37 protein-coding genes and 1 pseudogene are annotated in these 25,004 nt (G+C 55.2%); 2 read left to right on the top strand and 36 right to left on the bottom strand.

What is annotated here, in order from left to right; translation table 11 throughout:
- Positions 1–24 precede the first annotated feature (24 nt).
- The 16 genes from AC4OVS_RS00190 to AC4OVS_RS00115 form a co-directional block, all read right to left on the bottom strand.
- Positions 25–570, bottom strand: a complete 546-nt coding sequence (locus AC4OVS_RS00190; protein ID WP_491922077.1) for a hypothetical protein — start codon at positions 568–570, stop codon at positions 25–27.
- Positions 561–839, bottom strand: coding sequence for a hypothetical protein (locus AC4OVS_RS00185; protein WP_491922076.1), 279 nt, complete (start codon positions 837–839; stop codon positions 561–563). Before AC4OVS_RS00185 ends, AC4OVS_RS00190 begins: the two co-directional genes overlap by 10 nt.
- Positions 830–1,222, bottom strand: a complete 393-nt coding sequence (locus AC4OVS_RS00180; protein WP_183274255.1) for a hypothetical protein — start codon at positions 1,220–1,222, stop codon at positions 830–832. The genes AC4OVS_RS00185 and AC4OVS_RS00180 overlap by 10 nt, the downstream gene beginning before the upstream one ends.
- Positions 1,219–1,854 carry a type-F conjugative transfer system protein TraW gene (gene traW, locus AC4OVS_RS00175; protein WP_180266955.1) on the bottom strand — a complete coding sequence of 212 codons (636 nt, stop codon included), beginning with the start codon at positions 1,852–1,854 and terminating at the stop codon, positions 1,219–1,221. The genes AC4OVS_RS00180 and traW overlap by 4 nt, the downstream gene beginning before the upstream one ends.
- On the bottom strand, positions 1,851–2,264 hold the full coding sequence (gene trbI / locus AC4OVS_RS00170; RefSeq protein WP_015572098.1) for a type-F conjugative transfer system protein TrbI: 414 nt from the start codon (positions 2,262–2,264) through the stop codon (positions 1,851–1,853). Before trbI ends, traW begins: the two co-directional genes overlap by 4 nt.
- Positions 2,261–4,870, bottom strand: coding sequence for a type IV secretion system protein TraC (gene traC / locus AC4OVS_RS00165; RefSeq protein ID WP_491922075.1), 2,610 nt, complete (start codon positions 4,868–4,870; stop codon positions 2,261–2,263). The genes trbI and traC overlap by 4 nt, the downstream gene beginning before the upstream one ends.
- On the bottom strand, positions 4,867–5,121 hold the full coding sequence (locus AC4OVS_RS00160; protein ID WP_015572096.1) for a hypothetical protein: 255 nt from the start codon (positions 5,119–5,121) through the stop codon (positions 4,867–4,869). The genes traC and AC4OVS_RS00160 overlap by 4 nt, the downstream gene beginning before the upstream one ends.
- Entirely contained in the window at positions 5,118–5,657 is a 540-nt protein-coding gene (traV, locus tag AC4OVS_RS00155) for a type IV conjugative transfer system lipoprotein TraV (RefSeq protein WP_015572095.1), read from the bottom strand. Before traV ends, AC4OVS_RS00160 begins: the two co-directional genes overlap by 4 nt.
- 58 nt (positions 5,658–5,715) lie before the next feature.
- The gene (locus AC4OVS_RS00150; RefSeq protein ID WP_015572094.1) at positions 5,716–6,111 is read right to left on the bottom strand and encodes a hypothetical protein; all 396 of its coding nucleotides are present in this window, start codon (positions 6,109–6,111) and stop codon (positions 5,716–5,718) included.
- Between the two features lie 163 nt (positions 6,112–6,274).
- A complete protein-coding gene (locus AC4OVS_RS00145) occupies positions 6,275–6,739 on the bottom strand; it encodes a hypothetical protein (protein WP_015572092.1) in 465 nt (154 codons plus the stop codon).
- Entirely contained in the window at positions 6,732–7,154 is a 423-nt protein-coding gene (locus tag AC4OVS_RS00140; protein ID WP_491922074.1) for a hypothetical protein, read from the bottom strand. The genes AC4OVS_RS00145 and AC4OVS_RS00140 overlap by 8 nt, the downstream gene beginning before the upstream one ends.
- A 9-nt stretch (positions 7,155–7,163) precedes the next feature.
- Positions 7,164–8,567 carry an F-type conjugal transfer pilus assembly protein TraB gene (gene traB, locus AC4OVS_RS00135; RefSeq protein WP_262806811.1) on the bottom strand — a complete coding sequence of 468 codons (1,404 nt, stop codon included), beginning with the start codon at positions 8,565–8,567 and terminating at the stop codon, positions 7,164–7,166.
- On the bottom strand, positions 8,564–9,304 hold the full coding sequence (gene traK, locus AC4OVS_RS00130) for a type-F conjugative transfer system secretin TraK (RefSeq protein ID WP_015572089.1): 741 nt from the start codon (positions 9,302–9,304) through the stop codon (positions 8,564–8,566). The genes traB and traK overlap by 4 nt, the downstream gene beginning before the upstream one ends.
- A gap of 11 nt (positions 9,305–9,315) precedes the next feature.
- Complete coding sequence (locus tag AC4OVS_RS00125) at positions 9,316–9,897, bottom strand: TraE/TraK family type IV conjugative transfer system protein (protein ID WP_491922073.1); 582 nt, start codon at positions 9,895–9,897, stop codon at positions 9,316–9,318.
- A 5-nt stretch (positions 9,898–9,902) separates the two neighbouring features.
- A complete protein-coding gene (gene traL / locus AC4OVS_RS00120; protein WP_015572087.1) occupies positions 9,903–10,205 on the bottom strand; it encodes a type IV conjugative transfer system protein TraL in 303 nt (100 codons plus the stop codon).
- Positions 10,206–10,208: 3 nt separating this feature from the next.
- Positions 10,209–10,562, bottom strand: a complete 354-nt coding sequence (locus AC4OVS_RS00115; RefSeq protein ID WP_057060438.1) for a type IV conjugative transfer system pilin TraA — start codon at positions 10,560–10,562, stop codon at positions 10,209–10,211.
- A gap of 195 nt (positions 10,563–10,757) precedes the next feature.
- Here AC4OVS_RS00115 and AC4OVS_RS00110 point away from each other — a divergent pair, with 195 nt between their 5' ends.
- Complete coding sequence (locus AC4OVS_RS00110) at positions 10,758–11,399, top strand: Arc family DNA-binding protein (RefSeq protein ID WP_015572084.1); 642 nt, start codon at positions 10,758–10,760, stop codon at positions 11,397–11,399.
- Between the two features lie 38 nt (positions 11,400–11,437).
- Here the strand turns inward: AC4OVS_RS00110 and AC4OVS_RS00105 are convergent, their stop codons facing one another.
- Positions 11,438–11,824 (bottom strand): relaxosome protein TraM, encoded by a 387-nt coding sequence (locus AC4OVS_RS00105; protein WP_262784595.1) that lies wholly within the window; start codon positions 11,822–11,824, stop codon positions 11,438–11,440.
- Between the two features lie 598 nt (positions 11,825–12,422).
- Here AC4OVS_RS00105 and AC4OVS_RS00100 point away from each other — a divergent pair.
- Positions 12,423–12,962 (top strand): lytic transglycosylase domain-containing protein, encoded by a 540-nt coding sequence (locus AC4OVS_RS00100; protein ID WP_491922072.1) that lies wholly within the window; start codon positions 12,423–12,425, stop codon positions 12,960–12,962.
- 28 nt (positions 12,963–12,990) lie between these two features.
- Here AC4OVS_RS00100 and AC4OVS_RS00095 read toward each other — a convergent pair whose 3' ends face one another.
- The 19 genes and pseudogenes from AC4OVS_RS00095 to AC4OVS_RS00005 all read right to left on the bottom strand — a co-directional run bounded on the left by AC4OVS_RS00095 (position 12,991) and on the right by AC4OVS_RS00005 (position 24,845).
- Positions 12,991–13,812, bottom strand: coding sequence for a DUF932 domain-containing protein (locus AC4OVS_RS00095; protein WP_491922071.1), 822 nt, complete (start codon positions 13,810–13,812; stop codon positions 12,991–12,993).
- A gap of 16 nt (positions 13,813–13,828) precedes the next feature.
- Complete coding sequence (locus AC4OVS_RS00090) at positions 13,829–14,122, bottom strand: hypothetical protein (RefSeq protein WP_045332709.1); 294 nt, start codon at positions 14,120–14,122, stop codon at positions 13,829–13,831.
- Positions 14,123–14,823: 701 nt separating this feature from the next.
- A complete protein-coding gene (locus AC4OVS_RS00085; RefSeq protein ID WP_491922119.1) occupies positions 14,824–15,168 on the bottom strand; it encodes a hypothetical protein in 345 nt (114 codons plus the stop codon).
- On the bottom strand, positions 15,168–15,542 hold the full coding sequence (locus tag AC4OVS_RS00080; RefSeq protein WP_447622009.1) for a hypothetical protein: 375 nt from the start codon (positions 15,540–15,542) through the stop codon (positions 15,168–15,170). Before AC4OVS_RS00080 ends, AC4OVS_RS00085 begins: the two co-directional genes overlap by 1 nt.
- A 690-nt stretch (positions 15,543–16,232) precedes the next feature.
- Positions 16,233–16,568, bottom strand: coding sequence for a hypothetical protein (locus AC4OVS_RS00075; RefSeq protein WP_069733710.1), 336 nt, complete (start codon positions 16,566–16,568; stop codon positions 16,233–16,235).
- A 42-nt stretch (positions 16,569–16,610) separates the two neighbouring features.
- Complete coding sequence (locus tag AC4OVS_RS00070) at positions 16,611–17,402, bottom strand: N-6 DNA methylase (protein WP_069733709.1); 792 nt, start codon at positions 17,400–17,402, stop codon at positions 16,611–16,613.
- A gap of 40 nt (positions 17,403–17,442) precedes the next feature.
- The gene (locus AC4OVS_RS00065) at positions 17,443–17,589 is read right to left on the bottom strand and encodes a hypothetical protein (protein WP_032656140.1); all 147 of its coding nucleotides are present in this window, start codon (positions 17,587–17,589) and stop codon (positions 17,443–17,445) included.
- An 87-nt stretch (positions 17,590–17,676) separates the two neighbouring features.
- Positions 17,677–18,138 (bottom strand): hypothetical protein, encoded by a 462-nt coding sequence (locus AC4OVS_RS00060; RefSeq protein WP_083264108.1) that lies wholly within the window; start codon positions 18,136–18,138, stop codon positions 17,677–17,679.
- 59 nt (positions 18,139–18,197) lie between these two features.
- On the bottom strand, positions 18,198–18,512 hold the full coding sequence (locus tag AC4OVS_RS00055) for a hypothetical protein (RefSeq protein WP_032656143.1): 315 nt from the start codon (positions 18,510–18,512) through the stop codon (positions 18,198–18,200).
- An 867-nt stretch (positions 18,513–19,379) separates the two neighbouring features.
- Positions 19,380–19,502 carry a type I toxin-antitoxin system Hok family toxin gene (locus AC4OVS_RS00050; protein ID WP_223256846.1) on the bottom strand — a complete coding sequence of 41 codons (123 nt, stop codon included), beginning with the start codon at positions 19,500–19,502 and terminating at the stop codon, positions 19,380–19,382.
- Positions 19,447–19,599: pseudogene (locus AC4OVS_RS00045) on the bottom strand (DUF5431 family protein); the annotation flags it as partial. The pseudogene AC4OVS_RS00045 and the gene AC4OVS_RS00050, both read right to left, overlap by 56 nt.
- A 191-nt stretch (positions 19,600–19,790) precedes the next feature.
- Positions 19,791–20,015, bottom strand: a complete 225-nt coding sequence (locus AC4OVS_RS00040) for a hypothetical protein (RefSeq protein ID WP_491922070.1) — start codon at positions 20,013–20,015, stop codon at positions 19,791–19,793.
- Complete coding sequence (locus tag AC4OVS_RS00035) at positions 20,012–20,242, bottom strand: hypothetical protein (RefSeq protein ID WP_491922069.1); 231 nt, start codon at positions 20,240–20,242, stop codon at positions 20,012–20,014. The genes AC4OVS_RS00040 and AC4OVS_RS00035 overlap by 4 nt, the downstream gene beginning before the upstream one ends.
- Complete coding sequence (locus tag AC4OVS_RS00030; protein ID WP_069733708.1) at positions 20,239–20,970, bottom strand: plasmid SOS inhibition protein A; 732 nt, start codon at positions 20,968–20,970, stop codon at positions 20,239–20,241. Before AC4OVS_RS00030 ends, AC4OVS_RS00035 begins: the two co-directional genes overlap by 4 nt.
- Positions 20,967–21,401 carry a conjugation system SOS inhibitor PsiB gene (gene psiB, locus AC4OVS_RS00025; RefSeq protein WP_422707543.1) on the bottom strand — a complete coding sequence of 145 codons (435 nt, stop codon included), beginning with the start codon at positions 21,399–21,401 and terminating at the stop codon, positions 20,967–20,969. The genes AC4OVS_RS00030 and psiB overlap by 4 nt, the downstream gene beginning before the upstream one ends.
- Before the next feature lie 37 nt (positions 21,402–21,438).
- Positions 21,439–23,457, bottom strand: a complete 2,019-nt coding sequence (locus AC4OVS_RS00020) for a ParB/RepB/Spo0J family partition protein (RefSeq protein ID WP_491922068.1) — start codon at positions 23,455–23,457, stop codon at positions 21,439–21,441.
- A gap of 67 nt (positions 23,458–23,524) precedes the next feature.
- Positions 23,525–23,890: a hypothetical protein gene (locus tag AC4OVS_RS00015; RefSeq protein ID WP_032663708.1), complete on the bottom strand. Its 366-nt coding sequence runs from the start codon at positions 23,888–23,890 to the stop codon at positions 23,525–23,527.
- A 43-nt stretch (positions 23,891–23,933) separates the two neighbouring features.
- Positions 23,934–24,206 (bottom strand): DUF905 family protein, encoded by a 273-nt coding sequence (locus AC4OVS_RS00010; RefSeq protein ID WP_206865129.1) that lies wholly within the window; start codon positions 24,204–24,206, stop codon positions 23,934–23,936.
- A gap of 495 nt (positions 24,207–24,701) precedes the next feature.
- Positions 24,702–24,845 carry a hypothetical protein gene (locus AC4OVS_RS00005; protein WP_269521556.1) on the bottom strand — a complete coding sequence of 48 codons (144 nt, stop codon included), beginning with the start codon at positions 24,843–24,845 and terminating at the stop codon, positions 24,702–24,704.
- Between the last annotated feature and the right edge of the window lie 159 nt (positions 24,846–25,004).

The following is a 25,004-nucleotide window of genomic DNA, read 5'->3' as shown; positions in this document are numbered from 1 at the left end:
CATCCTGAATGGCAGCACGGTTGATCATTGGCTGTTTTCCGGTCTGGTGATGTACCAGCCAATGCGCTCACTGCCACGTATGAGTATGCTGAGCCACGAGCCGGCGTATCCATCGTTCACTGCCGCATCTTCGTTGTCCTGCATCGCCTGCTCAGATACTCTCGGCGACGTATAGTTCTGGCGCGCCCGGAAAATCCGGCGGCTGATTTGTTGCCGATCAGCCTCTGGAATCGTCACGCGCAGTGATTCATCTCGTGTCAGTGCATAGCCCGCCTCAGTCAGGCCTTTTTCCAGCTCTGCGAGCAATACCTGGTAGTATTCCCGGTTAGCAAAGGCGTGAACCGCATCGGCATGTCGGGCACCGCCAAATTGTGCGAGGGGGACGGGTATTCTCGGCCTGCTCTCCCGCGCCCGGCGCTCACGCCGGGCACATGCCACGTACTGAACCACAATCCAGCCAGCGAGTAGCGCAACCACTACCAGAATACCGGTCATGCCCTCGGTATCGCGCAAACAGGTGAGCATCCCCTGCAGCCCCTGAGGGTCGGTGAAGCAGCTGATTAACGCCATGCGTTCATCTCCTCCATTCTGTTGCGGATAAGCCTGACGAGGTACAGGGGAAACGCTTCATCACGTTTTTCCGGCGCCATCGGCTGAATCTGGTTCTCCACGCACCACTGATGCCAGGCACCGGCGATCAGCGCCGGTTGCCATGAAGCGATTTCAGGGTACAGCTGACAGAGGCGATCCACTTCCTCTTCACTGCCTTTGGTATCAGCATTGAGTCCTGTCATGTGCTGAGACACAGACGGCGCAGCGGTATTGTGTATCAGTGACATTCGGCGTTCTCCTGCCCTTCACCTGCAAACAACCTGTCGAGACGCTCGGAAAGTGACAGCGTCTGGCCCTTTTTACGTTTCGCGCAGTCCTCGGCCCGCATGTTCTCCAGTAAGAGGTGAATGATGTAGTCCGGGAAACGTTCATCACGTTTCGACGGCTCCCGGCTGTCCTGCTGGTTCTGCTCACACCAGTGGAGCCAGGCTTTGGTCACCAGTACCGGATGCCAGGAGTCAATTTCGGGGTACAGCGTCTTCAGCCGTTCTGCTGTTCCCATGCGAGGAGTTATCTCAGCGGGTTTACGCGGTTTTCTGGCGTAACGGCGATGGGATGTGACCGCCTGACGCATTTCGGGAAACAGGTCACCTAACGTTGTTGCACTCATTTTTTCGCTCCTGATACCGGAATTTCTTCCACTTTCATCACGCGGCCATCGCGCGATATCCGCACGGGGATGTGTTCAAAACCGAATTTACGGGTCAGTACGCCAGACTGGTCGAAGTAGATACGTTCATTAAGCGCATCACTGGTTTCTTTGATGTTGCCGTTCACCAGGATGACCTTTACGCTGGTCTGATCGGCGAGCTGCTGTCGGGTCCAGTTCACCTGCTCCTTATCATCGCCGTCGATAAAAAAGAGCACCTGGTTGAAGGGCACCTTATCCAGAGGATTGACCGTATCGCCCTTTCGGGCGATCACGTTGCCCTGCATGTCAGTGATGGTCTCCTTCACGGTAAATGTCGGGTCCCAGGCAAAGCTGCGGTATTCCTTCGCTTTCGTGAGCCCTTCCACCGGTGTCGGACGTACTGCATGCTCCTTTACTCTTTCCGTTGCCTCTTTGCGCAGACGGTCAAGTTCGCCAGTCTGCTCCATTCCCTTCAGGCGATTCTGGATAAACGCCAGCATGTCCTGCTCTGCAGGCTCGAAGACGTTGCCCCAGGTTCCGAGATCTTTCGCCCCGCTGCCGGCGGAGAGCATCAGCAGCATCATACCCATCAGCTTTAGTCGTCTTTTCACTGGCCCCCCTGAGTGCGGCGCGCAATGTCGGCACGGATCTCATTCGTGATATCCCGCTGGTCGCTCATCACCGCCGGTTTAACCAGAATGATGGCGTTATGTGAGGCCTGCCATTCACCGAGACTCTCTGACAGCGCTGAATTGAAACGCGTTGTCAGCACCCTGGCCTTGTCTTCATCGAGCTGCAGTTGCGCGGACTGCTGCATGAACAGGTCGACTGTCCCCTTCATATCGAAGACCACCACCTCCGGTGTGACGGCTTTCGCCGTCACATATGCCACACCTGTCATGGCCAGCAATCCTGCCAGCCCCAGCATGCTGGCTTTAACCCAGCGGGATGTTTTGCTGGCGATAGTTGCACCATCGTTGACGGTATCGACGTCATACGGCTTGTCCTGTTGTTCACTCATGCTGCTTTCACCCATTCTTCAAGTTCACGAAGTTCATTGCCGAATTTCTTCTCCGCCAGCAGATATGCCGCTTCTTCCGCAGTGGCCCCGGCTTCTCTCTGCAATTTCTGCATGAAGGCAAAGTCCTCACCACGCGAGCTGAACATGGCGCGTGTGACGGGGTCGACGAACAGACGGTGGAAGGAGCTGTATTCCCCGGCGTTTATCAGCAGGGAGCTGTAGCCGGTCTGCAGGGCTGGCTGGAAGCCACGGATAACTTCTTTTTCCATGTCCGAGAACTGATCCGGGTTATCGGCAAGGTACTGTTTAAACGCCTTAGCATCCTGCAGCAGGGTGATTTTGGTGGAGCTGTTGTTCCAGGCGGCTTCCGCTTCCTTACTGGCGCTGAAGTCCTTGATGCCCTGGGTGATAGTGATAAACGCGCCACGGTGACGACGCACGGTTCGGTAGCCGGTTTCGATAAACCGTGCCGCGTGCGGGTTGGAGCCACCCAGCAGACGCCAGGCCTCGTCGATGATGCAGACTTTTTTGAGGTCGCGCGGGCTGTGGTACATCTTTTCCTGAATCGCCAGAATGAGCGAGAACAGGATCGAGGAGAGCAGCTTCGGCTTGTCTTCCAGACTCAGCAGCTCCAGTACCGCGAAGCGGGTTTCACCATCGAGCGTAGGGGTGTCGGCGTTAAAGTATTCTCCGTCCGGCCCCCAGGTGCAGTAGGTATCGAGCAGCATGGCCAGCTCAGCAAGGCGCGAGATGATGGTCGGCTTGTCTGCAAACGCCTGATTCACATCCTCGTTAGTCAGGTAATTATGGACGTCGTCGATACGGGCTTTGTTTGCCTTTTTCTCCCACGCATCCATTACCGCTTTCTGTAGGATCGCCTCGCAGACGCCATCAAGCGGCTGCGTCGGGCTGGCAAGTACCGTCAGCAGACGCACAATCCCTTCAGCAGAGTGCTTGATGTCTTTGACGTTGGCGAACGGGTTAAAGCGCAGTTTAGAGCCATCGAGATAAACCCCACCGGCCTGATGACAGTAGTTTTTGTAGCTGTCCCCCATGTCAATAACCCAGCCGTAACCGCCGGCATTCAGTACATCGCGCAGCACCCCCTGTATCAGAAACGATTTACCTGCCCCGGACGTCCCGGTAACCGCGATGTTGAAGTTGGTACTGCCATTCTCCTCGCCAAACATGTCGTAGAACGCGACCTGGTTGCGGTAGGTCGGCAGCGGCATACCTACATTCGACAACTGGCGTTCGGCCACGACCGGCATCAGGCTCACCGCGTTCCATGACTTGGCGCGCAGCGTCGCGCCTGTTGTTTTCAGGTCTTCCCACATCCCTTCCTGCATGACGAACGGGAAGCCGGCCAGCCAGTTACGCATCTGCTGGTACTGTATCGTTACCATCTCCAGCTCGTTCTTGCGGAACACGTTCACGGCGGCCAGCTCACAGGCCTGTGCATCAGTAGTGTTGTCCGGCGCGAACAGGGTCAGGTTAAAGTACGTGTTGCAGAGTGCAATTTCGTTATTGTTCAGTTGCTCACGGGTACGTCGCCATTCTTCTGCGGCCCTTTTGGTGCTGGGAAAAAGTGCGGCGTAGGCTGAGTTGGCCTTTTTGGACAAATCGGTATCTTTACGAAATGCCTCACTCTGGCTTTTCGTCTGCTCCTCCAGCTCCGTCGTCCAGGTCAGCATAAAGGGACAGGGTATTCCGAGGTCAGGAAAGCGCAGGTTCTGCAGATTGTCAGCCCCCTGCCACAGGGCGAAGCGTTTAGGCGTTTTAGCAAGCTGCATGTTGATGATGCGGCATGCCGATGCCGGCAACCGTGTCCCGCGCGCGTCGATGGTCTCGGGCAACGTCATCCGGAGATGCGACGGATAGACATCAAGCCCTATACCCTGATCAACCACCTGGCGGTTCAGCTTTTCATCCTCGTTGTAGTCGCCTGAGGACGTCAGCACCTGTTCCTGGCGGTAGTTCATCTGCTCGCGTACCGCAGACAGGAAGCCGTTCACATCGACGTTCACGCTGTCGATGCGCGCAGCGCCCAGGGAGACGCGGATGGTGTTGCGGATCTGAATCAGGTCATCAATCACCCGTTGTGTCTGGGAAGCGCGCTTCAGCGGCTGACCATAGACAAGAAAGATACGGTAGTTACGCAGGTAAAGCGGGTAATCGCGTTCGTTGGCCAGACCGTGCAGCGCAGAGCGCTGCCAGAACGCGCGGGTGATTTTATTGAGGTGATCGGCCATCCCTCCTTTCCACATGTCGTTACTCACACCGCGATCGATACGTTCCCCGACACACTTGCTGGCGAGCATGATGACGGTGACGGGAGTCTGGCGGGGCAGTTTTTTGCGCAGCATGTCATCGAGCGCGGCCATCACCTGTTCGTTCGCGCCAGGCAGCGGGGCGGCTTCCATGATGAAGCCTGCAGAGCCGGCGTTGACGAAAATCTCATTGATGTCGTCGTAATACCGGTACGGCAGTGCCGCAACCAGGGACGGGTAGCCCCACGTCTGGGAAAGATTCTCGCGGGCCGTGGCGGCACCGTCTTCCTCTTTCCCGTTTTTCAGCATATCCATCAGGTTGTCGACAAAACTCATTTTCGACCCTCCGCAGCGGCCCGGATTAACTCCAGGCGACGCAGCTTCTCTTCGTTCATTTGCCCGGATAGCGGTGCATCACCGGCTGTTTTAATCTGCCAGTCACAGCTCACGCTCAGAACGGCCAGCGTTTCATCGTCGGTATCGACTGACTGTGTGGCGGTGATTTGCGTCGTTCCTTTCCGTGAATGGACTAACGATTTCGCCAGATGATCGATGCCGTTCTTGCCGGTAACGTAATGGCTGCTCATTCCCCGCCCTCCCCGATAACGCGGTAGCTCTCATCCCAGTGGGATTTGTTTTTCACGAACTCAACCACAGCCGGCTGATGAAAGTTGTCGTCCGTGTCCACCCAGGGGGCAATCCACAGGCGCTGCGTGGCGTCAGGAATACGCTGAACCGGAACGCGGCCCGCCGTGTTAACCGGCACGGGGGTCGCATGACTCGGCGTGGCCAGCGGCGTGACCAGTGAGCCGGATGTTTTCGCGGGCGCAGTGGTCAGAGGCCTGGCGGCGGTGGTTCCGGTTGCTGCGACGGAGACAGGACGGAACGGATTCACGACCGGTGCCGAATTGCGCAGTGCCGGCAGGGTTTCACCCGCAGGCTTTTTTGCGGTTTTCTCTGCCGTCAGGTCATCCAGACTTTTACCCTGAGCGGCCAGCTTATTGGCCTCACCGGTGGTCAGGCACTGGTCGGTCGCGGTCTTGTTGCAGTCGAAATCAGAATTGAGACCGGCGCAGCCGGTCAGTGCGCTGCACAGCAGTGCAGCACCCAGTAGTTTTTTCATGGGGTAACTCCGGTTTTAATTTAAGGGGTATTCAGGGAGGGGTAATACTCAATTTCAATTATTTGCAGTTGCACTGAATCACAGTGAAAACCAACTGCACAGCAAGGCTGCCAAACACGCCGGCATAAAATAAATCCAGCGTCAGAAAGTTCAGGTTCATCTGGATAAAGCCATAAATACTCGCCACTATCAGCATTCCGCCCCACGGAACGACTGAACCATACATAAGAAACCCACCATCGAGTTTGTTAAAGGCTGAGTCGCTAAAGCATACGAGGAACAAGCTTAAGAGCAGACACACTCGCCAGGAGACCCAGCCCATATCACCCACGCCTTTAAGATTGAGCACTGCCCACACTGTCAGTTCGATAGTGAATACCAGTGCTGGAATCAGGATATAGCGATAGTTGTGCAGGATTTTGAGTAATGGATAGCGCGCCATGTTGGCAGACATAAACACTCCAGTGAAATGAATTACAGGAAGACGTTGATGACATGAGCAAGTGCGCCTATGGTCATCAGGGTGAGTAACACTGTGAGCCCTCCAGTATGGTTGTAAACAGAAACACCGGTCGCTCCGGCTGTTATTACCAGTAGTGCAATGGCTCTCGTACGCTTCATTCCTCTCCGATTTTCTCGTTACCGTCAGTGACTTTATGGAGGAACTTCAGGTCAGGTTTCTTTTCTGGCCAGACGGTCCTCACTTCTTCCTGATACCAGTTGCTGACAATGCTGACCGTCAGCCCCTCCGTTTCGGCCTGGTGCTTAAGATGTTCCCAGGCGGGAAGATTTAAGGGTTCATACTCAGAAAGCATCCTGTCGAACACCCCCGCCCAGCTTTGGTTGTAGCGGGGGACAATTCGCCTGCATATCCATTGAGTCAGAAATAGCCAGAAAACCAGGAAAACCAGCGCCCACAGTGAGAGGTAGTACGAAAGAACCGGCCCCCCAACACCGAGAAAGATGGCAACCCCCAAGAACATGTACCTGCTTGCTGCCGGAGTGGGCCGACCAGCCTCCCAGTCAGCAATATGCATCCGCATGCTCCTGAGCAGGTTGTTATTACGCTCTTCGTCACGCATTCCGGCTTCCCCCACGAAGAGCGGCATCAGAAAAGGCGCTGCACTCCGCGTCCAGCCACTTTCTGAGTTCTTTCTGCGTCAGCTCATCCTTATGAAAAACAGAGAGGGCCAGGGTGCGCATGGCATCAATATCAAGCGGCTCATATGACCGAATTTTCTTCTGTATTTTCTCTTCCCATGTTTCACCAGTCTGTAGCAACCCGGCCAGAATCAATGCCATTCCTATTGCAAAAGAAACCACAGTAAGCCTTTGATTGCCTGACCAGAAGCTGAAAATCAACATCCCTGTAGCGGTTAATGTCCCGACCCAGAATATCCAGTGGGGCTTTGTTTTTTTTCCAGCCATCCAGCGGTTAAGGTCCTCTTCGATACGCTTTAGTTCGCTTTCGCGCCTCATGGAACCTATATCATTCATTTGCCCTCCTTAGTTGATGGTGTCACCCAGACGCAGCTGGCTGGCCTGGCGGAGAACATCATCAGGGTTGATGTTGCCGACTGAGGTGGTGCTGGATGCAGTGGTCTGGCTCGCCGGTTGAGGAGTCACGGCGTTCTGCGCAGCGTTGCCGGCTTTCTGCAGTTCCTCTTTCGCCTTAGCGTCCTCAGCGTCTTCCAGGGTTTCAAGGCGGAAGCCCTTCTGGAACACGACAGTTACCAGGTTGCCAGCACCGATATCAATCACGGGGTGATACTGCTCGGCGCGCTTAATCCAGTACTGGCTCAGCGTGTCGGCCGCCTTACTGGCTCCGCCGCCTATACCCTGCTTAAACACGTCGCCGGCACCGACATCCGCAGTGGCACCGAGGCCGACAGATGGTGTTGCCGCAGATTTGATGCCTTCACCAAAACCTGACAGGAGGCCAGCTGCACCGGCGTAGCCGACAATCATGCCGTTCCGCATGACTGGCTTGCCACGAACGCCGCCTTTCCCCTGATAGCTGACATGGCCATCGAACTCCATATCGACGTGCTTGCCGTTTTTCAGTACGCAGCTGAGTGATTTCGTCCGGACAATCCCGCGCTCGCTGGAGATGTCACCCCAGATTTCCCCCACCACAAAGCAGCCGTCGGCGCTGTATTCTTTGTTGTTCGGCATCTGGATGTTGCCCAACAGGCGGATGGTGACGGGCTGGGTGTTCTGCTGACCGGTAACGCTGGCGTTGGCGTCGGCCCCTTCAATCATGATGGCGTCAGAGAAGGAGCCTGACGGAATCCAGGGTAGTTTGGTCGGCTTTTTCATCAGGCTGTCGTATTTGAACTTTGTTGTCGACAGGCCACCTGTCATCCTCTGGCCTGAGCCGCCCGGGTAGAACGCTGTCCCCTGCCCCATATTCACACCAGTGGCGGCCGGTGTGCCTGTGGGGGTCACGGTGTATTCGGGTGGTCGGGCCTGACCGGCAGCAACAGGACCGGGGAGTGGTGTTCCGTTCTGACCGGCAGGTGGTGTCTGCTGGCCAGTGGTCGTGTTGCTGCCGGGGGCTTTCGTTAGCTGGTCATTCAGGCGCTGAATTTCTTCGTCCTTTTTGGCCAGTTGTTGCTCGGTGGTGAGCTTGTTCTGTGCAAACTGCTGGGTGAGCGTGGCGAGCTTGTCCTCAAGTGCGGAGGTCTTGGCCTGCTGCTGTGCCAGTGCGGCATCATTAACCTGCTGGTTAAACGCTGCCGTGACCACGCCGGTCATGTTTGGGGTGGCGACCGGCGCGGGGTGTTTCTGTTCCTGCTGATGTTGCCCGTACCAGATAACGCCGCTCGTGGCGGCGGCGCCTCCCACGATAACGGCGGCAAGAATGGCCAGCTGTTTGCGCCGGGTTTTCAGGTTTTTATTCAGACTCATGGGCGGGTGTCTCCGTCATCTGAAAACACAATCCAGGCGTAGCCTTCGCCACCGGCATAAAGCTGGTTCTGCGACAGCATCACGGCCCGGACGCCCTTGCGCCAGAAATCGCGCTCGCGCAGGCTGCGGGTGATGCTGCCCGGGTTGCTCATCCGGAAGCGCACAACGCGCAGGTGGTTACCAACAAACTGGCGTTCCGGTGTCAGGCGTACATCACTGGCGGGTGTGTATGCAGGCATGCGGCTGACCGGATACTCCTGGTAGTCGTCCGGCACCTGACCGTTGACTACGGCGCGGGACAGTGCGACCAGTGTTTTTTCGTAGGTCTGCCCTTCTTCCCATGCCTTCGCATCGTCGTTCTTGCGAAGTGGTGGTGACATTGGGGTGAAGCGCAGTGTTTTGCCGTTACCCGGCTGCGGCCTGATGTTAAGGCTCAGGGATGAGCCGCGGTCGGTCTGAATAAACAGCGTGAAGTTCTGGCTGACAAGTGGAGACAGAATAAGTGCTCCGTCGTCGGTCTGGCTCTGGTCATAGGCACCGGTTGGTCCGCTGATGCTGGTAATGAGTTCTCCGTCGACAACAACCTTGCTCGGGTTGGTGTTGCTGAGAGTGACGTTAAAGGCGGCGTCGTTCTCAAACGGAATGGCTGCGGGTGCGGAAGCGGCCCGGAGGCCGCTGGTAAATAATCCCGCTGCCAGAAACACAGCAGCAGCTGCCGGTGAAATACGAAATTTCATGGGCAGTCCTGTCAGTTGGTGGTGGATACCGGCTGGAGTTCTTCGAAGCTGTGGAGGTTAATCACACCGTTCTCATAGCTCAGTTTCAGGCGGTAGGTTTTTTCCTGGTCTTTCATTGGCGTGATGATTGCGCCGTTAGTGGTGGAGGACTTCAGAACCCCGCTGTACTGCACGGAGTCATCATCCATGACGCGAATTTCTTTCGTGTCGAACTGGGTGGAAATGCCCGCTTTCCTGATGCGTTCAGCTTCAATGTCCAGAGCTTTCTTGAGTTCGTCCCGTTCGTCGGAAGGGACGAATCCAAGAATCATTTTCTGGTTGTTGTCGATGTTTTCCGGGGTGACGTTCAGTCGCCAGTAAATAAAGGAGGCGGCGAATTGTGTCAGGCCTGGGGCATCGACACCTTTTGAATCTGATGTGAAGGGGCGATTAAATGTTAATGGTGTGGTAATGGTTTTCTGGGTGGTGGCAAAATACCATGCAAGCGAACCTGTCAGTACGTTACCGGCCCCCATAAGTAAAGTTAAAGCTGAAAGACCAATAAACGCATAGCGGAGTTGTTTATCGCGCTCTCCTTTAATATTCAGTTTCATGAAAACTATGCCCTCCAGTGCCGGAAACTAGAATCAGGTATCTGGCGAAAGGTTACTTTGAATAAAAGTGATGGCAGGTGCCAGTAACAGAAATTAAGTAACCAGTATGACCCCTGCCCTTTTTTCAGATATCTGACGATGAACCAGAGGATTCCCGCTATAACGCCAAGTTCAACTGACAGGTTGTTAAGCACCCCCAGAACAATAAGGGGTGCGGTAACAATTAACTCATCAATTGGCAAACCTAAATAGCGGTCCTGCTGGTTCATTGTTTCCGGGAAGTTGTATTTATCCTCCTCCCCGCTCATCGTTTAACTCGCGATGCCGAAGGCTACACGGGTAAAGATGATTGCCATTACGATACCGACGAATACCAGCGGTGAGCGGGCCTTGATGTAAATAAACAGGCCCATGATGATTTCGGCAATGTAAAACCATTTAATCAATGAAGAGCCAGAACCGAAGGTGGAATTAACCGTGGTGTTCTGTGAGGAAAGAAGGTCGGTGCCGCCAGCGAATGCCGGGTGAGTGACCATAAGTGCAATTAAAAAAGCGCCTGCTGACTTTAAGTAAAATTTAGTCTTGCGATTTTCGCGTGCTTTGCGGAATAAAGACGCTACCGCCCATCCCTTACCGACGTTAAGGGCACTGCCTTTGGTTAACATGTTTGTTTTCTCCGAAGTAAACAAAAGTGAGTCGCGTAAGTGCTTGTTTACGCGGGCGCAATTGTCCCATGACCCTAAAAAAAAAAACTGTGACGCATGTCACGCTTTTTGGAATCATTCAGATTTATCCGAATATGTAAGTGAGTAGGCTTTGTTGACCAGAAAGTAAGGAAATGGCCTCCGGGATCTATAGCTATGAAAGTTAAAGAGAAAATGTGGGATGGTCGCGGCCGTCCACGTAAGTTCCAGCCGGGTGAAGCTGTGGAGTGGCGATTGCGCGCTCCGGATAATCTGCTTATGGAGCTGAGAATATGTGCCAGAGCTGGCAACAGGAGTGTGAATGAGGAAATTATTGCCAGGCTTTTGTTGTCGCTGAATTATCAGCCGGGTAAGCCTGTGATTAAAACAGCGGAGGGAGAGAGGCTCATTGCGCTGGCGGTGAGATTTGAGGAATGGCTTGGAAAATTACTTGATGGTGAATCCGTTGATGCTGTGAAGGAAGTTAATGTCCCGCTCAAGCAAGAGCAATTGTGGATGTGGCGTGAGGGTGAAAGAATTTTGCTTCCGGGCAAAACAACCGGATATAGCATGCGTATTCCTGAGAACCTTGCGGATGAAATCAGGGCAATGGCGAAGGTGCATAACCGTAGTCTTAATGACGAAATGCTCACCCGCCTGATGAATACGCTGGGTTATTTCACGGAAAGGTTACTTGACCAGAACGAGGATGCGCAGGCACTTAAAGTTCTTTGCATGGAGTTCGAGGTGTTCCTGAAGGAAAAAATAAGGGAGGTGGAGAAAAGTGACCTTCCCTGGGATGAAAAGCCGTCTCAGTGATCGATTCTGGCCGGAGTGTTCCGGCCAAAGAAGTTATTTTACCCTGCCAGGAAGTGGTCTTTTTCGGCTTTATCTTCCGCATCGTTAATTGCACTGATGTTGGTGTTTATGAGCTCTTCCAGTTTCACGCCAGAGTCGGGACCTTTGAGTGTAACGAAGATGTCAGAGACAAGGGCAGTCAGAATCATAATACCTTCTCGTGACCCGGAGACTTTCTTTATAAGGTCGCGCCTAAAACCATCCAGGTCAAATGAGTTTCCTTCTTCTTTCGATTTGTAAACCATTAGCCCAAGGCGTACTAATTCGTTGACTATCGAAGAGTAGTTCATCTCAGAAGAGGTGGCCCCTTTCTGTAGCTCTATTTCAAGAATATCATGTATTTCGCGGTCAATTTTGTCTTTAAAGTAAATGTTCTTTCTTGGCATAATAGTTTCTCGATGTTCTAATGCAGTGCCTGATGCGGCACTGCAATGGCGAACTTTAACAGCTATCCGTGGTGCAGGGTTCTGGTAACCAACTGATTTTATATATGACTCATCCCTAAATATGTGTGCTAATCAGGCACTACGGTGTGTGTGCATTAGGCACTATGATGTGTGTGGTTCAGGCACTATCTGCTTTTAACTTACTCTATTAATTGAATACACACAATCCCCACACTTCAGAGTGCTGTATTAGCACACATTGCAGTGCCTGATTAAGCACTGCAATGTGTGTTAGTCCACACACCTTAATCGCAGACACTCAAAATTTACGAAATAAAACACACATCATGCCATTGAATTTAAAGAAAAAATCTGCAAGACGAAGTCTTGCGTGGGGTGTGATGTTTTAAAGGGTTAGTAAAGAGCGGCATGTTAATACCGTCTACTGCTCTGACATGTTTATTTCGGACAGGTGTTAAATCCCTTCAGGAGAGCGCTCACGCGCGTTTGTAGTGAATTAACTTGATTACGACGATCCGCCGGGGTATTTTTTAAGGCGACTCTCCAGAGCCCGTGTATTTCGTTAAAAGGCCAAACTATGAAAATATCGTTACTGCCTGCGGCATTGCTGACTCTTTCCATGTCTGCTGGCGCAGCTCCCCAGATGTGCTTTGATCAGGCCGGGAAAGATTATCAAATTGATCCGCTGCTGCTTATGTCAATTTCAATTAAAGAGAGCAGACTTAAGCCGGGTGCGATAAATGGATCAAACAGGAATGGAACAGAAGATGTCTGCGGGATGCAGGTGAACAGTTCCCATTACGGTAAACTTAAAAACTTCAATATTACCCGTGAGCGCCTGTTGAATGATCCATGCATCTGCGTTTATACGGGGGCATGGGTACTGGCGCACAACTTCAGGTCATACGGAAAAAACTGGGACAGCGTAGGGATGTATAATACGGGGCCGAGCAAAAAGCTCATTGCGAAGCGCAAGGCCTATGCTCAGGATATCAAAAATATATATCGTGTATTGCTGGCAAGAAAAAAGTTACTTTCTGAACGTCTGGCGCCAGCTGCGGGGAAGGAGCATGAGATTAAAATTGCGGATACGGCCTCGTTACATAGCGGACAGTAAAAAGCCGCTCTGTTGAGCGGCTTAATTTTCAGGCCTTCAGTTTTGCAAACTCCTCAGCCATTTTCCATAGAACCTGATTTAATTTGATGTCACCATCAATTCCGGTGACTTCCCGCGTTCTGGTCAACTTCCCTTTTTGCGTTTTGCCACGAATCCCCCCACGGATAACATTTTCCTGCACCACGTTAAACGTGGTCCATAAATCCTGGCCTCTGTCGAGTACCCGGCGGGGGTTAATAATTTGCTCCGGCGTAATCGGCGCTGGTTTTCCATCGTACTTAAGTTCCAGGGCGGTCGCACCAAAAAGGCGCTGCTCAGGCAAAGTGAGCTGAATGCTTTTCATGAGGTCAATATTTTCATCAACCGCGTCAAATGTTTTCAGCACCGTGTAAGCGCCTTCAATAACCTGTCCGACAATATCCCCTTTGTGGGGTACGCGGATTTCACCAAAATCCTTCCATGCAACCAGACCATTACTGCAAACCTGACGGAACATACCGGGGATCATTTTATAGCTGCTTGAACCATCATGGCTATTCAGCAGAATAATTTCCGGTACTTCTTTTCCGTTAATCTGGTCATGACGACGCAGCCGAAGCATATGCTTTGTAAAGTCGCGTTTATCCTGGTCACGTGTACGTGACTGAGTTGCATAATACGGCTGAAAACCTTCATCACGTAAACGATCAAGAATATTTATGGTCGGGATATATGTATAACGTTCAGAACGTGAATCGTGTTTATCCGATGAAAACGCGCTCGGAACGATGAGCTGTAATTCCTCATTCGTCAGCGGACGGTCTTTACGGATCGAGGTAGGCATACGATAGCGGCTTGCGAAACTGACCATTTTTATTTACTCCTGATTATTTAGTAAGTGATGAAGGAATAACGCGGTGAAAATTATCCAGCGGCATTGCAGCTGCCACCGGGCGACCATCTACAACCCAGACAGAGATATAATCCGGGCATTCGTCATTAATTAACGTCAGCTCAGTGGCATTCTCTGGCGGCGTAAAAATTGCCGGTTGTGGCTCCCCTTCCGATGCTGCCAGGACCCAGCAAAACAGATCCGTGAACTGGGACGTGGTGAGGTTTGAATCACATCTTCCGGTAGATTCTTGAGCGGCGGTTTTGACGTTGACGTTTCGTGTGTGCATCCTGGTTTTCTCCTGTGGTGATGGCTGGCCATCTCCCTGGTGAGTTCTCTCGCGGCAAAGGGCAAAGGAGCAACGGCGAAGGGCGGAAGGAAAGGGGCGGAGACTAAAGTTTTTGCGGCACGCAAAAAGTTTTGGCGGAGTGCATTTCACCCCTTGGATGACGACCCGACGGTGCTACAAGCAGCCCTCCGCGTGAGGACGCACGGGGGATGGCTTCACCGGGGGAACAGGATGCATACACCCGACACGTCGGAACGGCGTGGCGCCATTAAAGCGACGGCATCAGCCGGCGCGGTGAAGGCGTTCCGGACGGCACGGCCGGAGAAGCCGCAGCCCTTGACCTTCGCCATCAGACCCTAGCCGTATGGCCCGAAACCCGAAGGGGTTCGGCGGAGCCCGGCGGGTGCGCAGCGGCCGCCCTGGCGGAGTGGGGCTCGACGACCGGACAGCAGCGCTGGCCGGGAGCCGAAGGGGGCCATCGCCCTGCCCTGTTTTCGGGGTATGGCCACGCAGCTTCAGCTGAGAAAGTTAACCAGCAGGACGCCGGTTATGATCGCCGATGAGGAGAGAAGCACTGCAACGGGGAAAGGCAGGAGCGCCGGAGGCGCTTTCGCCCTCCCCGTTTCCCCGAAGGGGAAAGAGGGTTTGTGCGGTTGCCCTGATGAATGCCACCAGGGCTGGACCGAATACTGTATCAGGGGCTAAATCTCACCCGCCTCAATGGCCATTTCGGTCATTAAATCGTCGTATGCCTCCTTCGCACGTTCTTCCTCAGCCCACGTCAGAAATAAGCCGCGCATCGACGCTGTGCCCATGAATACCGGGCGGTCTTTAAGAGGTAATTTAGCCAGGTAGTCCAGCGCCATTCCCAGCAAAGTGACATCATAGATTTCGTAGTACGCGCCGCATGTTTTACCAGCCCGCTTTTCCATACGAGCCAGAACCACATCAGCACGAATTACGTCGAACGGATTACGTGAGTGAATATTGCGTACAAAGCCATCAGTGCGCAGGAGCGTTGTTTTATGTGTCACCGTCGTTTGCATCATGATTTGTCTCCAGCGAAGAGATTCACGTAAGAAGGTAATACGCGTGAGAAATTTTCCAGCATTGCAGCTGCGGCAACCGGGTAACCATCCAGTAACCATACTGAGAAGTAATCCGGGACTTCCGGATCGATATAAATCAGTTCGACACTGTCAGCCGGTGCGACAAAATTTACAGGCTTCACATCAGCTCGTGATTCGCTGACGACCCATGAATACAGGTCCCAGAATTGCTCAAACGTAAGCACTGAGGCTGTTTCACTCTGCCCGATAGTTTCCACAACGAAGCCACTGGACTCAGTTTGTGTTTTTCCCCCTATCTTCCTGGAAGATTCTTGAGCGGCGGTTTTGACGTTGACGTTTCGTGTGTGCATCCTGGTTTTCTCCTGTGGTGATGGCTGGCCATCTCCCTGGTGAGTTCTCTCGCGGCAAAGGGCAAAGGAGCAACAGCGAAGGGCGGAAGGAAAGGGGCGGAGACTAAAGTTTTTGCGGCACGCAAAAAGTTTTGGCGGAGTGCATTTCACCCCTTGGATGACGACCCGACGGTGCTACAAGCAGCCCTCCGCGTGAGGACGCACGGGGGATGGCTTCACCGGGGGAACAGGATGCACACACCCGACACGTCGGAACGGCGTGGCGCCATTAAAGCGACGGCATCAGCCGGCGCGGTGAAGGCGTTCCGGACGGCACGGCCGGAGAAGCCGCAGCCCTTGACCTTCGCCATCAGACCCTAGCCGTATGGCCCGAAACCCGAAGGGGTTCGGCGGAGCCCGGCGGGTGCGCAGCGGCCGCCCTGGCGGAGTGGGGCTCGACGACCGGACAGCAGCGCTGGCCGGGAGCCGAAGGGGGCCATCGCCCTGCCCGTTTTTTGAGTTATGGCCACGGAGCTGCAGCTGAGAAAGTTAACCAGCAGGACGCCGGTTATGATCGCCGATGAGGAGAGAAGCACTGCAACGGGGAAAAGCAGGAGCGCCGGAGGCGCTTTCGCCCTCCCCGTTTCCCCGAAGGGGAAAGAGGGTTTGTGCGGTTGCCCTGATGGCATGCACCAGGGCACAGACTCCCGATCAAACTGGTTCTTCGCTGTCACCTCCGTTTTCCTGCTCATAATGCATCATGGCCATATTCAGCAGGGCATTAAATCCGTCGATACCCGCCCCGTCCGGATCGCACTGTTCGCACAGGTGCAGAAGATTGGCCAAAAAATCAGTGATGACAGTTTGCACGCTCTCGCTTTCCCTGTTCAGCCCGGTTTTTCGGGCAAACTGCCAGAGCACACCTGCAGCCAGTGCAGCGTGATCGTCGTTGCTGCGGATTTTTAGCGGTTCAGGCTGGTCTTTCAGGCGTTCTGCCAGCGTCTCCAGCACGGTCGCCGGAACAGCGTTTAGTGTGTTGCTTGTCATTTTATCTCTCCCTGCGGCAGGTCTGCCCTGCCGCTCTGTCAGTCAGGCGGCCACGGTGGCCAGAAAGTTTTTCATAGCTTCGAAACGGCTGCGGAACTCCAGACGTCCCTGCCAGTCATTGAAGTAATAAACGGGGGTATAACGCACGCGATTTGCTTTCAGGGTCAGCGTATTACCGGTCACGACTTTCGCAGGGATACCCAGCAGTGACAGCTGGATAAAGGCCATATCAGCTACCATCGGATCGATATCTGTGCAGGTGGCATACAGCTGTTCTGACGGGTTATATCCCGCTTCAGTCATCCAGTATGCAAAGGCAATGACCATACCGGCGCTACCACAGGCAGGCTCATCGAGCGTCATCCAACCCTCACGCTTTATCGTCTCCTGAGCGCCGGGCATGAGTAGTCCGGCCATAAGGCGGGAGATGGAGGACGGAGAGAAATACTGCCCCATTTCGTCCGCGCCCAGTTCATGCTCCATATACAGTGCGCCCAGAAAATCATGCATTTCACCCGCCAGCCCCTCCACCAACAGGCAGAACAGCTGTCTCATGGCGTCTAAATCCTCCGGCTGATACCGCCCGCAGATTCGTCGGCTGTTTTCGATGTTCTCCGGCGAGCGAATACGGGCCATATCCAGCCCGCTGGCGGCCAGGGCGATAAAGTCGCGGAACACTTCGGAACGGCGCATATATTTCGCAGTCTGGCGGAATACACTGGCGAACTGCTTACGCGCCTCAGCTGGCGACAATACCCGGACAGGAGCGGAAACCCGCGGCTGCGGATCGGTCTGGTCTGCCAGGAACAGGGATTCAAAACTCAGTTGTGACATGGTTTCTCCTTACCGGCCGCCCACAGGCGGCCGCCTCCTGTTATGCCAGTCCCAGACCAGCGTAAACGGTGGTCATAAATTGCTGCCACTGGTCAAAGCGCAGCGCGGGCATGTGAGCACGTTTTCCGGCGCGGAGGGCATTTACAAATGCCTCAGCCTGTGCGACAGTTTGCGGGTCAAATTTCACGATCAATCTCCTTACTTTGGTTGTGATTGCCGGTTCACCGTTGCTGCGGCTACCCGGCGTTGAGAAAGCAGGGGCAACCCTGCTTTTTTAATGCGCTGAATTCAGCGGCGCATCGAGACAGAAACGGGTGATCACGTCGCCAATCAACTCCCGGTGAATGCGGGTGTGCAGGTCGTGGCACTCAAAGAAGCGCGCTCCGTACCGGACAAAAATTGCTGTCACATCCCCGCCCGTAAACTCCATCGATTTGAACGACTCCCCACCGAACCCCCTGCACCAGTCCATCAGCGCCAGTGTCTCCAGTTGTTCGATATAACGGGCTTCGTTGATTTCTGACCAGGGACGGCGATAGCCGTCATTCAGCTTTTCCTGTATCTGAGTCGTGGGGATCAGCTCCGCATCCGGATAGAGACGGCGCAGGGATTCCAGCGTTTTCGCTTTACGTTTAGTAACCCACTGCCCGTCCAGCTGTGTTGCACTGTCATAAATGCCGTTAAGAGACGGAACGAAAAAGGCCATTGGTGCAGCGGTCGGGGTGTTAACTTTCATCTTCGTGGCTCCTGTCTGATTCTCTTCCGTGCGACGGCTGCCGCACGGCCGGAAAAGGGTTAAATGTCGATACCTGCGCGCTCGATCAGGCGCACAAACTGTTTGAAGTGGTCAGCTTCAGCCACATGGATATGGCGGAACTGTTTATCGACGCCGCTGCTGAGGGCGTAGAAATAGGTGCAGCGCATCGTTTCGGGGCAGCTTCTGCGCAATTTCTTCAGCTCAGCAAGGCTGCTGAACTCCAGAACGTCCGATTCCTCCTCAGAGTTTTTTTTCGTCTCAGCGACGAGGATCGTGTACGACACGGTTTTCCCCCCCATCTTCCTGGAAGATTCTTGAGCGGCGGTTTTGACGTTGACGTTTCGTGTGTGCATCCTGGTTTTCTCCTGTGGTGATGGCTGGCCATCTCCCTGGTGAGTTCTCTCGCGGCAAAGGGCAAAGGAGCAACGGCGAAGGGCGGAAGGAAAGGGGCGGAGACTAAAGTTTTTGCGGCACGCAAAAAGTTTTGGCGGAGTGCATTTCACCCCTTGGATGACGACCCGACGGTGCTACAAGCAGCCCTCCGCGTGAGGACGCACGGGGGATGGCTTCACCGGGGGAACAGGATGCATACACCCGACACGTCGGAACGGCGTGGCGCCATTAAAGCGACGGCATCAGCCGGCGCGGTGAAGGCGTTCCGGACGGCACGGCCGGAGAAGCCGCAGCCCTTGACCTTCGCCATCAGACCCTAGCCGTATGGCCCGAAACCCGAAGGGGTTCGGCGGAGCCCGGCGGGTGCGCAGCGGCCGCCCTGGCGGAGTGGGGCTCGACGACCGGACAGCAGCGCTGGCCGGGAGCCGAAGGGGGCCATCGCCCTGCCCTGTTTTCGGGGTATGGTCATGCAGTTGCAGCTGAGAAAGTTAACCGGCAGGACGCAGGATATGACGCCAGGGATAAAGAAAATCGGGCACACCAGGCTGAAGCCAGGTATGAGCAGGTAGCTCACGGAGTTACGAATTCAACAAAATCAGGCAGGAGGGAGGATCAGGCAGAGGGAGCAGAGGGGCTGCGCCGGAGGCGCGTCCCCCTTCCCCCGTTCCCCGAAGGGGAACAGCCCTTCCCGGAGGTTCAGGCGTGCGGTCGCGTCGGGAAGGAAAAAGGGGCTACCGGCGAACCGGCAACCCCTTCATAAAGGCGCTTCAGGCATATCAGGCCAACTCAGCTCCTGAAAAGGCGGGGTTTCCCCCGCCTCCAGGTTGCTACTTACCGTTGGATTCGTAAGCCAGGCTTGCCGCGACCTCCCTGTCCCCGTCCTTTAGCCGGAGTTCGCATAAGCGGTTCCGGGTCAGGCATGTGAATATTAAGAGCGTTATACACACGATTAATACGCACCAGATAAGGGCGTTTCGCGGCAGTTTCATGGTTTACTCCTCCTTGCAAATTGCACGGTAAGAGGCCATACTGGTGTTGACTAGACATTCAGTGGGCCTCGTGGGTTAATGAAAATTAACTACGGGGCTTTCTGCTTTCTGCCACACAACACGGCAACAAACCACCTTCACGTCATGAGGCAAAAAGCCTCAAGCGCCATCGCCATTATATCCCGTTGTCGATCATCTGCCCAGGAATAACAGTCTGAAAACTGTATAAATCCTCATCATTTTCCCGCGTCATCCAGTTCCTGAATATCCCAGAGCCTCACGAATTTCAGCGGCTCGCTGTTTGCTTCCGGCGGCCACGCCGGCGTTATAGACAAGGCTGATTATCGCCTGCACTATCTCCCAGTCATCCCGCTCCAGCCGGGCATCAAGACGGTACAGGATCTTCCCGCTTTCAGCATGGCGGAACACGGTTCCGGGTTCTTTTTTGTCGAACCTGCGACTGATGATGTTCAATATCCCTCCCGGTTATCCGTACCTACTGACCATTCACGGATCTGGTCTTCGAGCGCCTCAAGGTGCTTGTCTATACTCTCAGCCAGCTGCTCGCTTTCGGTTTCCAGCCAGCCACTCAGTCCGTCCCACTCGCAACACATTTCTTTCAGCTTTGCGGACATGGTACGAAGCTTATTTCGCTGGCTGCGGGCGATCTTCAGCTCCGTTTTACAGGGGTTATTTCTCATTCTGCCCCCTGCTGATAACGCAGCTTGTTCGGTATCTGCCAGCGTTCAGCGACCCGGATGTGCTCAGGTGTTTCCCGGACAATAAACGGGATTTGGTACATGACTGAGTACAGCGGGTCGCCGCTCATGCGAAGCCAGTCAAGTTCCTTCAACGACGCGAACCGCGTCTGCCAGTTCCAGAACGGTGTGGCCAGCTCTGCCGCGTCAAACTCGTCGCTCCACCGGGTATACCAGGTGCAGACGGTTTCCGGTGACTGAAAATTCAGATCGACTTTTGCCTGTTCCAGCAGGTTCAGGCGCAGTTTCCAGCGCTGTTCGTACTCACGGGACTGGCGGCGAAGTTGACGCGTGGTCTTAATGCTGGATCTGTGTAGCCGTCGACCCGTGCGGGTGTGCATGACTTCAGGGAATAGCTCGGCCTGAACGTCAATCGTGAGCGGCAGCGGGCAGGCTTCCCCTCCGGTGGCGATCATGGTGTTGAGTGCCTCCTCGACCTGTTTCAGGTTCGAATGGCGGTTGTTTGGTACCCAGTGCAGGCCAGGTATTTTATTGGCCACTGTGGCGTTGATGCGACCGCTGCCCGTAAGAAGGCGCAGAAAGGTACGCACATACGGCATGGCGGGCAGTCGTGCGCCGCGTTCGCGGGCAGACTCAACATGGCTGATAGCCTGTATTGCTGCCTGACGGGCGGGCTTCAGGGAAACGAGCGCGTGTGAGGACGGGATCATGCTGTCACCTCCACATTCATCAGCTTCACCACGGTGCGGGCAGTGCAGTTAAAGCGGCGCATACCTGCCAGCTGCGCGATCAGCTGATTTATCCGGTCAGGCTGGAGCGTGTCGCTCTGGTAAAGGGTACGCACCACTTCACCGCCGGAGGAGAGCAGCACCAGAAGCCAGTACGGCGAGACTTCGCCGGGGCTGCACACGCACAGATGCCAGTCATCACTGCCGTCCGCGCTGAAGCGGCACTGGACGGGGAAGAAGCCGCCGAACTCGGTGCGGAACTCGGCGCAGACGCGCCATCCTTCTGGTGTCGACAGGAGACCGGTCACGGCATCGCTGAGGGCGCGGCGCGCGTCCTCGCCCTGCTGACGGATAATCTCCAGGTCTGTGGCGGTCAGGGTGTTGATTCGGTTCAGGTCATATTGCATGGTCATGTCTTTTCCCGCCGCCCGAAGGCGGCGGCCTCCGGTATTAAGCAGCGTGGTCAGTGGTATCAGCGTCGGTTTCGGTGGCTTCTTCAGCCTCAGCGGCTGGCGCTGTGCGCACCATCCAGTCAGGCAGCCAGCCCTGAGCATTCAGATCCTGCTCGGCGGCCTTCGCCGCATCGCGGCGCTTGAGCTTCACAACTTCACCCGCACGGGCGCTGAGTCCGGCTTCTTCATAGGCTTTGCCAATCTGGGAAATCGTGAGCTTACCGAAGTAGCTCTCAGCATCCGGCTGCCACCATTTGCGCAGGTCAAAGTCCAGCGCCGCTTCCAGCCCGTCCAGTTCGCTTTTCTGCGTATGGTTATACATACGTTCCTGAATACCGTTGATACCGTGCGCGGCACAGAATCCCAGCAGGGTGTTCACCTGCTCTGCTGACCATGACAGCAGCCAGGTGAAATCGAGATGCCAGTTTTCGGGCAACGTTGCCTGAAGCGCTTTTTTCTGTGCATTGAGCGCCGTCAGCGCCTTCCCTTCTTCACCGGATGGAGCCAGTGATGCAAGGTGATACTGATTCGAGGACACGGAGGCTTTCAGCGGTTCATTGCGCTTGCCGTAGGTGCGGTCAAAGAGCGCAAGACACAGCGTCCACGTCAGGAGCGCCACCGATACATCGGGGCGACCCGCCAGTTCCGCCTGAACGGCAAGAGTACGCTCCGCAGACATGGCCTTAACCAGCGTTGCCGGATAGGCGTCAGCGGGTATTTCAGGCGTGGTGTGTCTGATCACGTTGTTTTCACGTTCCTGACGCGCCTGTTCTTCTTCTGCCCGGTCTTCGTCGGTCAGCCTGCGGATACCAGGCTGAACCTGAAAATTGTCACCATCCCATGACACCCAGATACCGTGCGCGGCGCGAAATTCCGGCGTGGCTTCGCGATACTCCGCCTCGCAGTAAATGTCATCGATCTGCTGCTGAAGCTCGTATTCGTCATCATGGGTTTCAGTAGCTTCCATTTGTTCTTCCAGCTCACTGACACGCTTCTGTTCTTCTTCCGTCAGGACAGCTTTCGGCATGGTAAAACGGTACAGTTCACCGTCCTCACCGCTGGCGCGCAGTTCCGTCATGCGGAACTCAGCCCAGCCCCAGCCCTGCTCCTGCTTAACGCGGGCGGCGAGCACGGTAAGCTTGCCAGCCAGCAGGGATCTCACCAGCGCCGCATCAGCAAAGGTACTGTCCCTGTCGCTGAACAGATCGGCGGTCAGCGTACCGCCAGCGGCGGTATAGGCGTCCTCGCCCACATACTCAAACATCGGGTGGCTGATGGCCATCTTGTCGTCAGTCACCATTTTGCGAAGTGTATGGGGCATTGGCATACTGCCGTTCCACTGTGCCTTCGCTTCTTCCCAGACCTGTAGCTGCCGTTCATGAGTGTCGGCAAGGGTCATCACTTCACAATGCTCAAGGGTGATTTCATCCCGCGCCAGCGCATCCAGCAGGGCGGGGGCAAGATTCGCCAGTTTCAGGCAGCGCTGAACGTGGCGCGGGTGATAGCCCATCAGTGCGCCGATCTGAGAAGCCGTTTTACCTTCCTGCTGAAGGGTACGAAAACCGATAATCTGCTCGGCGGGATGCATGTTTTTACGTCGACCGTTCTCGATCATCGAGGCCGCCACAGCCATCTCCACGGGCAGGACTTTCACCGGAACAAACGGCGTGTCTGCATCGAGCACACCGCGCATCACCAGAATTCCTGTGCCTCTGCGGCGACCTTCCCCGCCGACAATGCCGATCGTACCGTCCGGCAGTTCTGCACCGATCAGGTTTTGCAGGATGCCCATTGCCTGAATGCTGTCTGCCATCTCTTCCACTTCCTGATCGGTATGCGGAATGATGCGCGTGTTTAAGTCAGTGCGTGACAGGCGTGAGTACGGGAAGATTTGCACGGGCGTATCAGCGAGCAGCTGGACGAGCTTCTGCTCGGTAGACTGCGCGATTTTTTCCGCAGATTTTGTCTGACGGGTGGTCTTAGCTGGTTTTTTTGCCGTAGTATTGGTGGCGACCATGATTTTTACCTCTCAGTGATAGTTGTGGTTAGCCGTGGCCGGATTGCCCTCCGGTCACGGCACTCGGTTAATCAGTAATGCGTTTGGGGTGTGCTGCCAGTGCTGCAAAGGACGGATAGCCATCAAGAACCTGCATCATGACTTTTGCCCCTTCCAGCATCGCTTTATCCGTTACGCTGCCGCTGTTTTCACACACGTTGATCGTTGCCACGATCCCCGATTTCACATCTGAAAAACGCTCATACATGCGGTTGCTGAACAGGACACGTTTGCCTCCTGCCATCACCTGCCAGTTGTTGCAGTCATTAAATCGGGTGTCCACGTTGTCAAACTCGACCACGTGGGTGTCGCTGGCCTGAATGCGCAGCAGCTTCACGATTTCGGTGCTCTGCCCGACCTTACGGGTCGCCGGACGGGTGTTAAGGTTCTGCATGGTTCCTCCTTCTCTGGGTTAAGGCCGGACGTCCGGCCTCCGGTTACATCTGCACGTATTGCAGGTTGCGCTTCAGTTCAAAAAGAAAATCCGGTTCAAACGACCAGGCGCGCCAGTTAAGCGTTCCGTTGGTGCGGATCTCCACCTGCACGTCGCCGTATCGGGACACATCGGACAAGGTGACGGTGACACCCGCTTTCAGCGCAGTGGCCTGAGCCACCCACTCCCGTGCGACAGAAACAGGGTTTTGTTCTTCCCCCATCTTCCTGGAAGATTCTTGAGCGGCGGTTTTGACGTTGACGTTTCGTGTGTGCATCCTGGTTTTCTCCTGTGGTGATGGTGTCCATCTCCCTGGTGAGTTCTCTCGCGGCAAAGGGCAAAGGAGCAACGGCGAAGGGAGGAAGGAAAGGGGCGGAGACTAAAGTTTTTGCGGCACGCAAAAAGTTTTGGCGGAGTGCATTTCACCCCTTGGATGACGACCCGACGGTGCTACAAGCAGCCCTCCGCGTGAGGACGCACGGGGGATGGCTTCACCGGGGGAACAGGATGCACACACCCGACACGTCGGAACGGCGTGGCGCCATTAAAGCGACGGCATCAGCCGGCGCGGTGAAGGCGTTCCGGACGGCACGGCCGGAGAAGCCGCAGCCTTTGACCTTCGCCATCAGACCCTAGCGTCAGCCCGAAACCCGCAGGGGTTCGGCGGAGCCCGGCGGGTGCGCAGCGGCCGCCCTGGCGGAGTGGGGCTCGACGACCGGACAGCAGCGCTGGCCGGGAGCCGAAGGGGGCCAGAAGAGGGATTGAGGTGTTTTCAGAGGATTTGCTGATCGGGTTTCAGAGCTGGCGACAACGCCACGCCACGCCACGCCACGCCACGCCACGCCACGCCACGCCACGCCACGCCACGCCACGCAGGACCGTATCCGTGACACTTTGCCCTCACAATGGCTTTCATCTGCATCGGCCCGGGCTAACATCAGGGCGGGAGGGGGCAGCGCCGCAGGCGCTGGCCTTACTGCCCGTCAGCCCGAAGGGATGACAGGGTTTTCGCGCGCGAACAGGCGGCGCATATGCCCCACCCGGATTATTTATTGTCCATCCCCCTGACCGCCCT

This window comes from Enterobacter sp. 4974935 (genome assembly GCF_058661735.1).
This window is presented reverse-complemented; position numbering and strand designations above follow the sequence as displayed.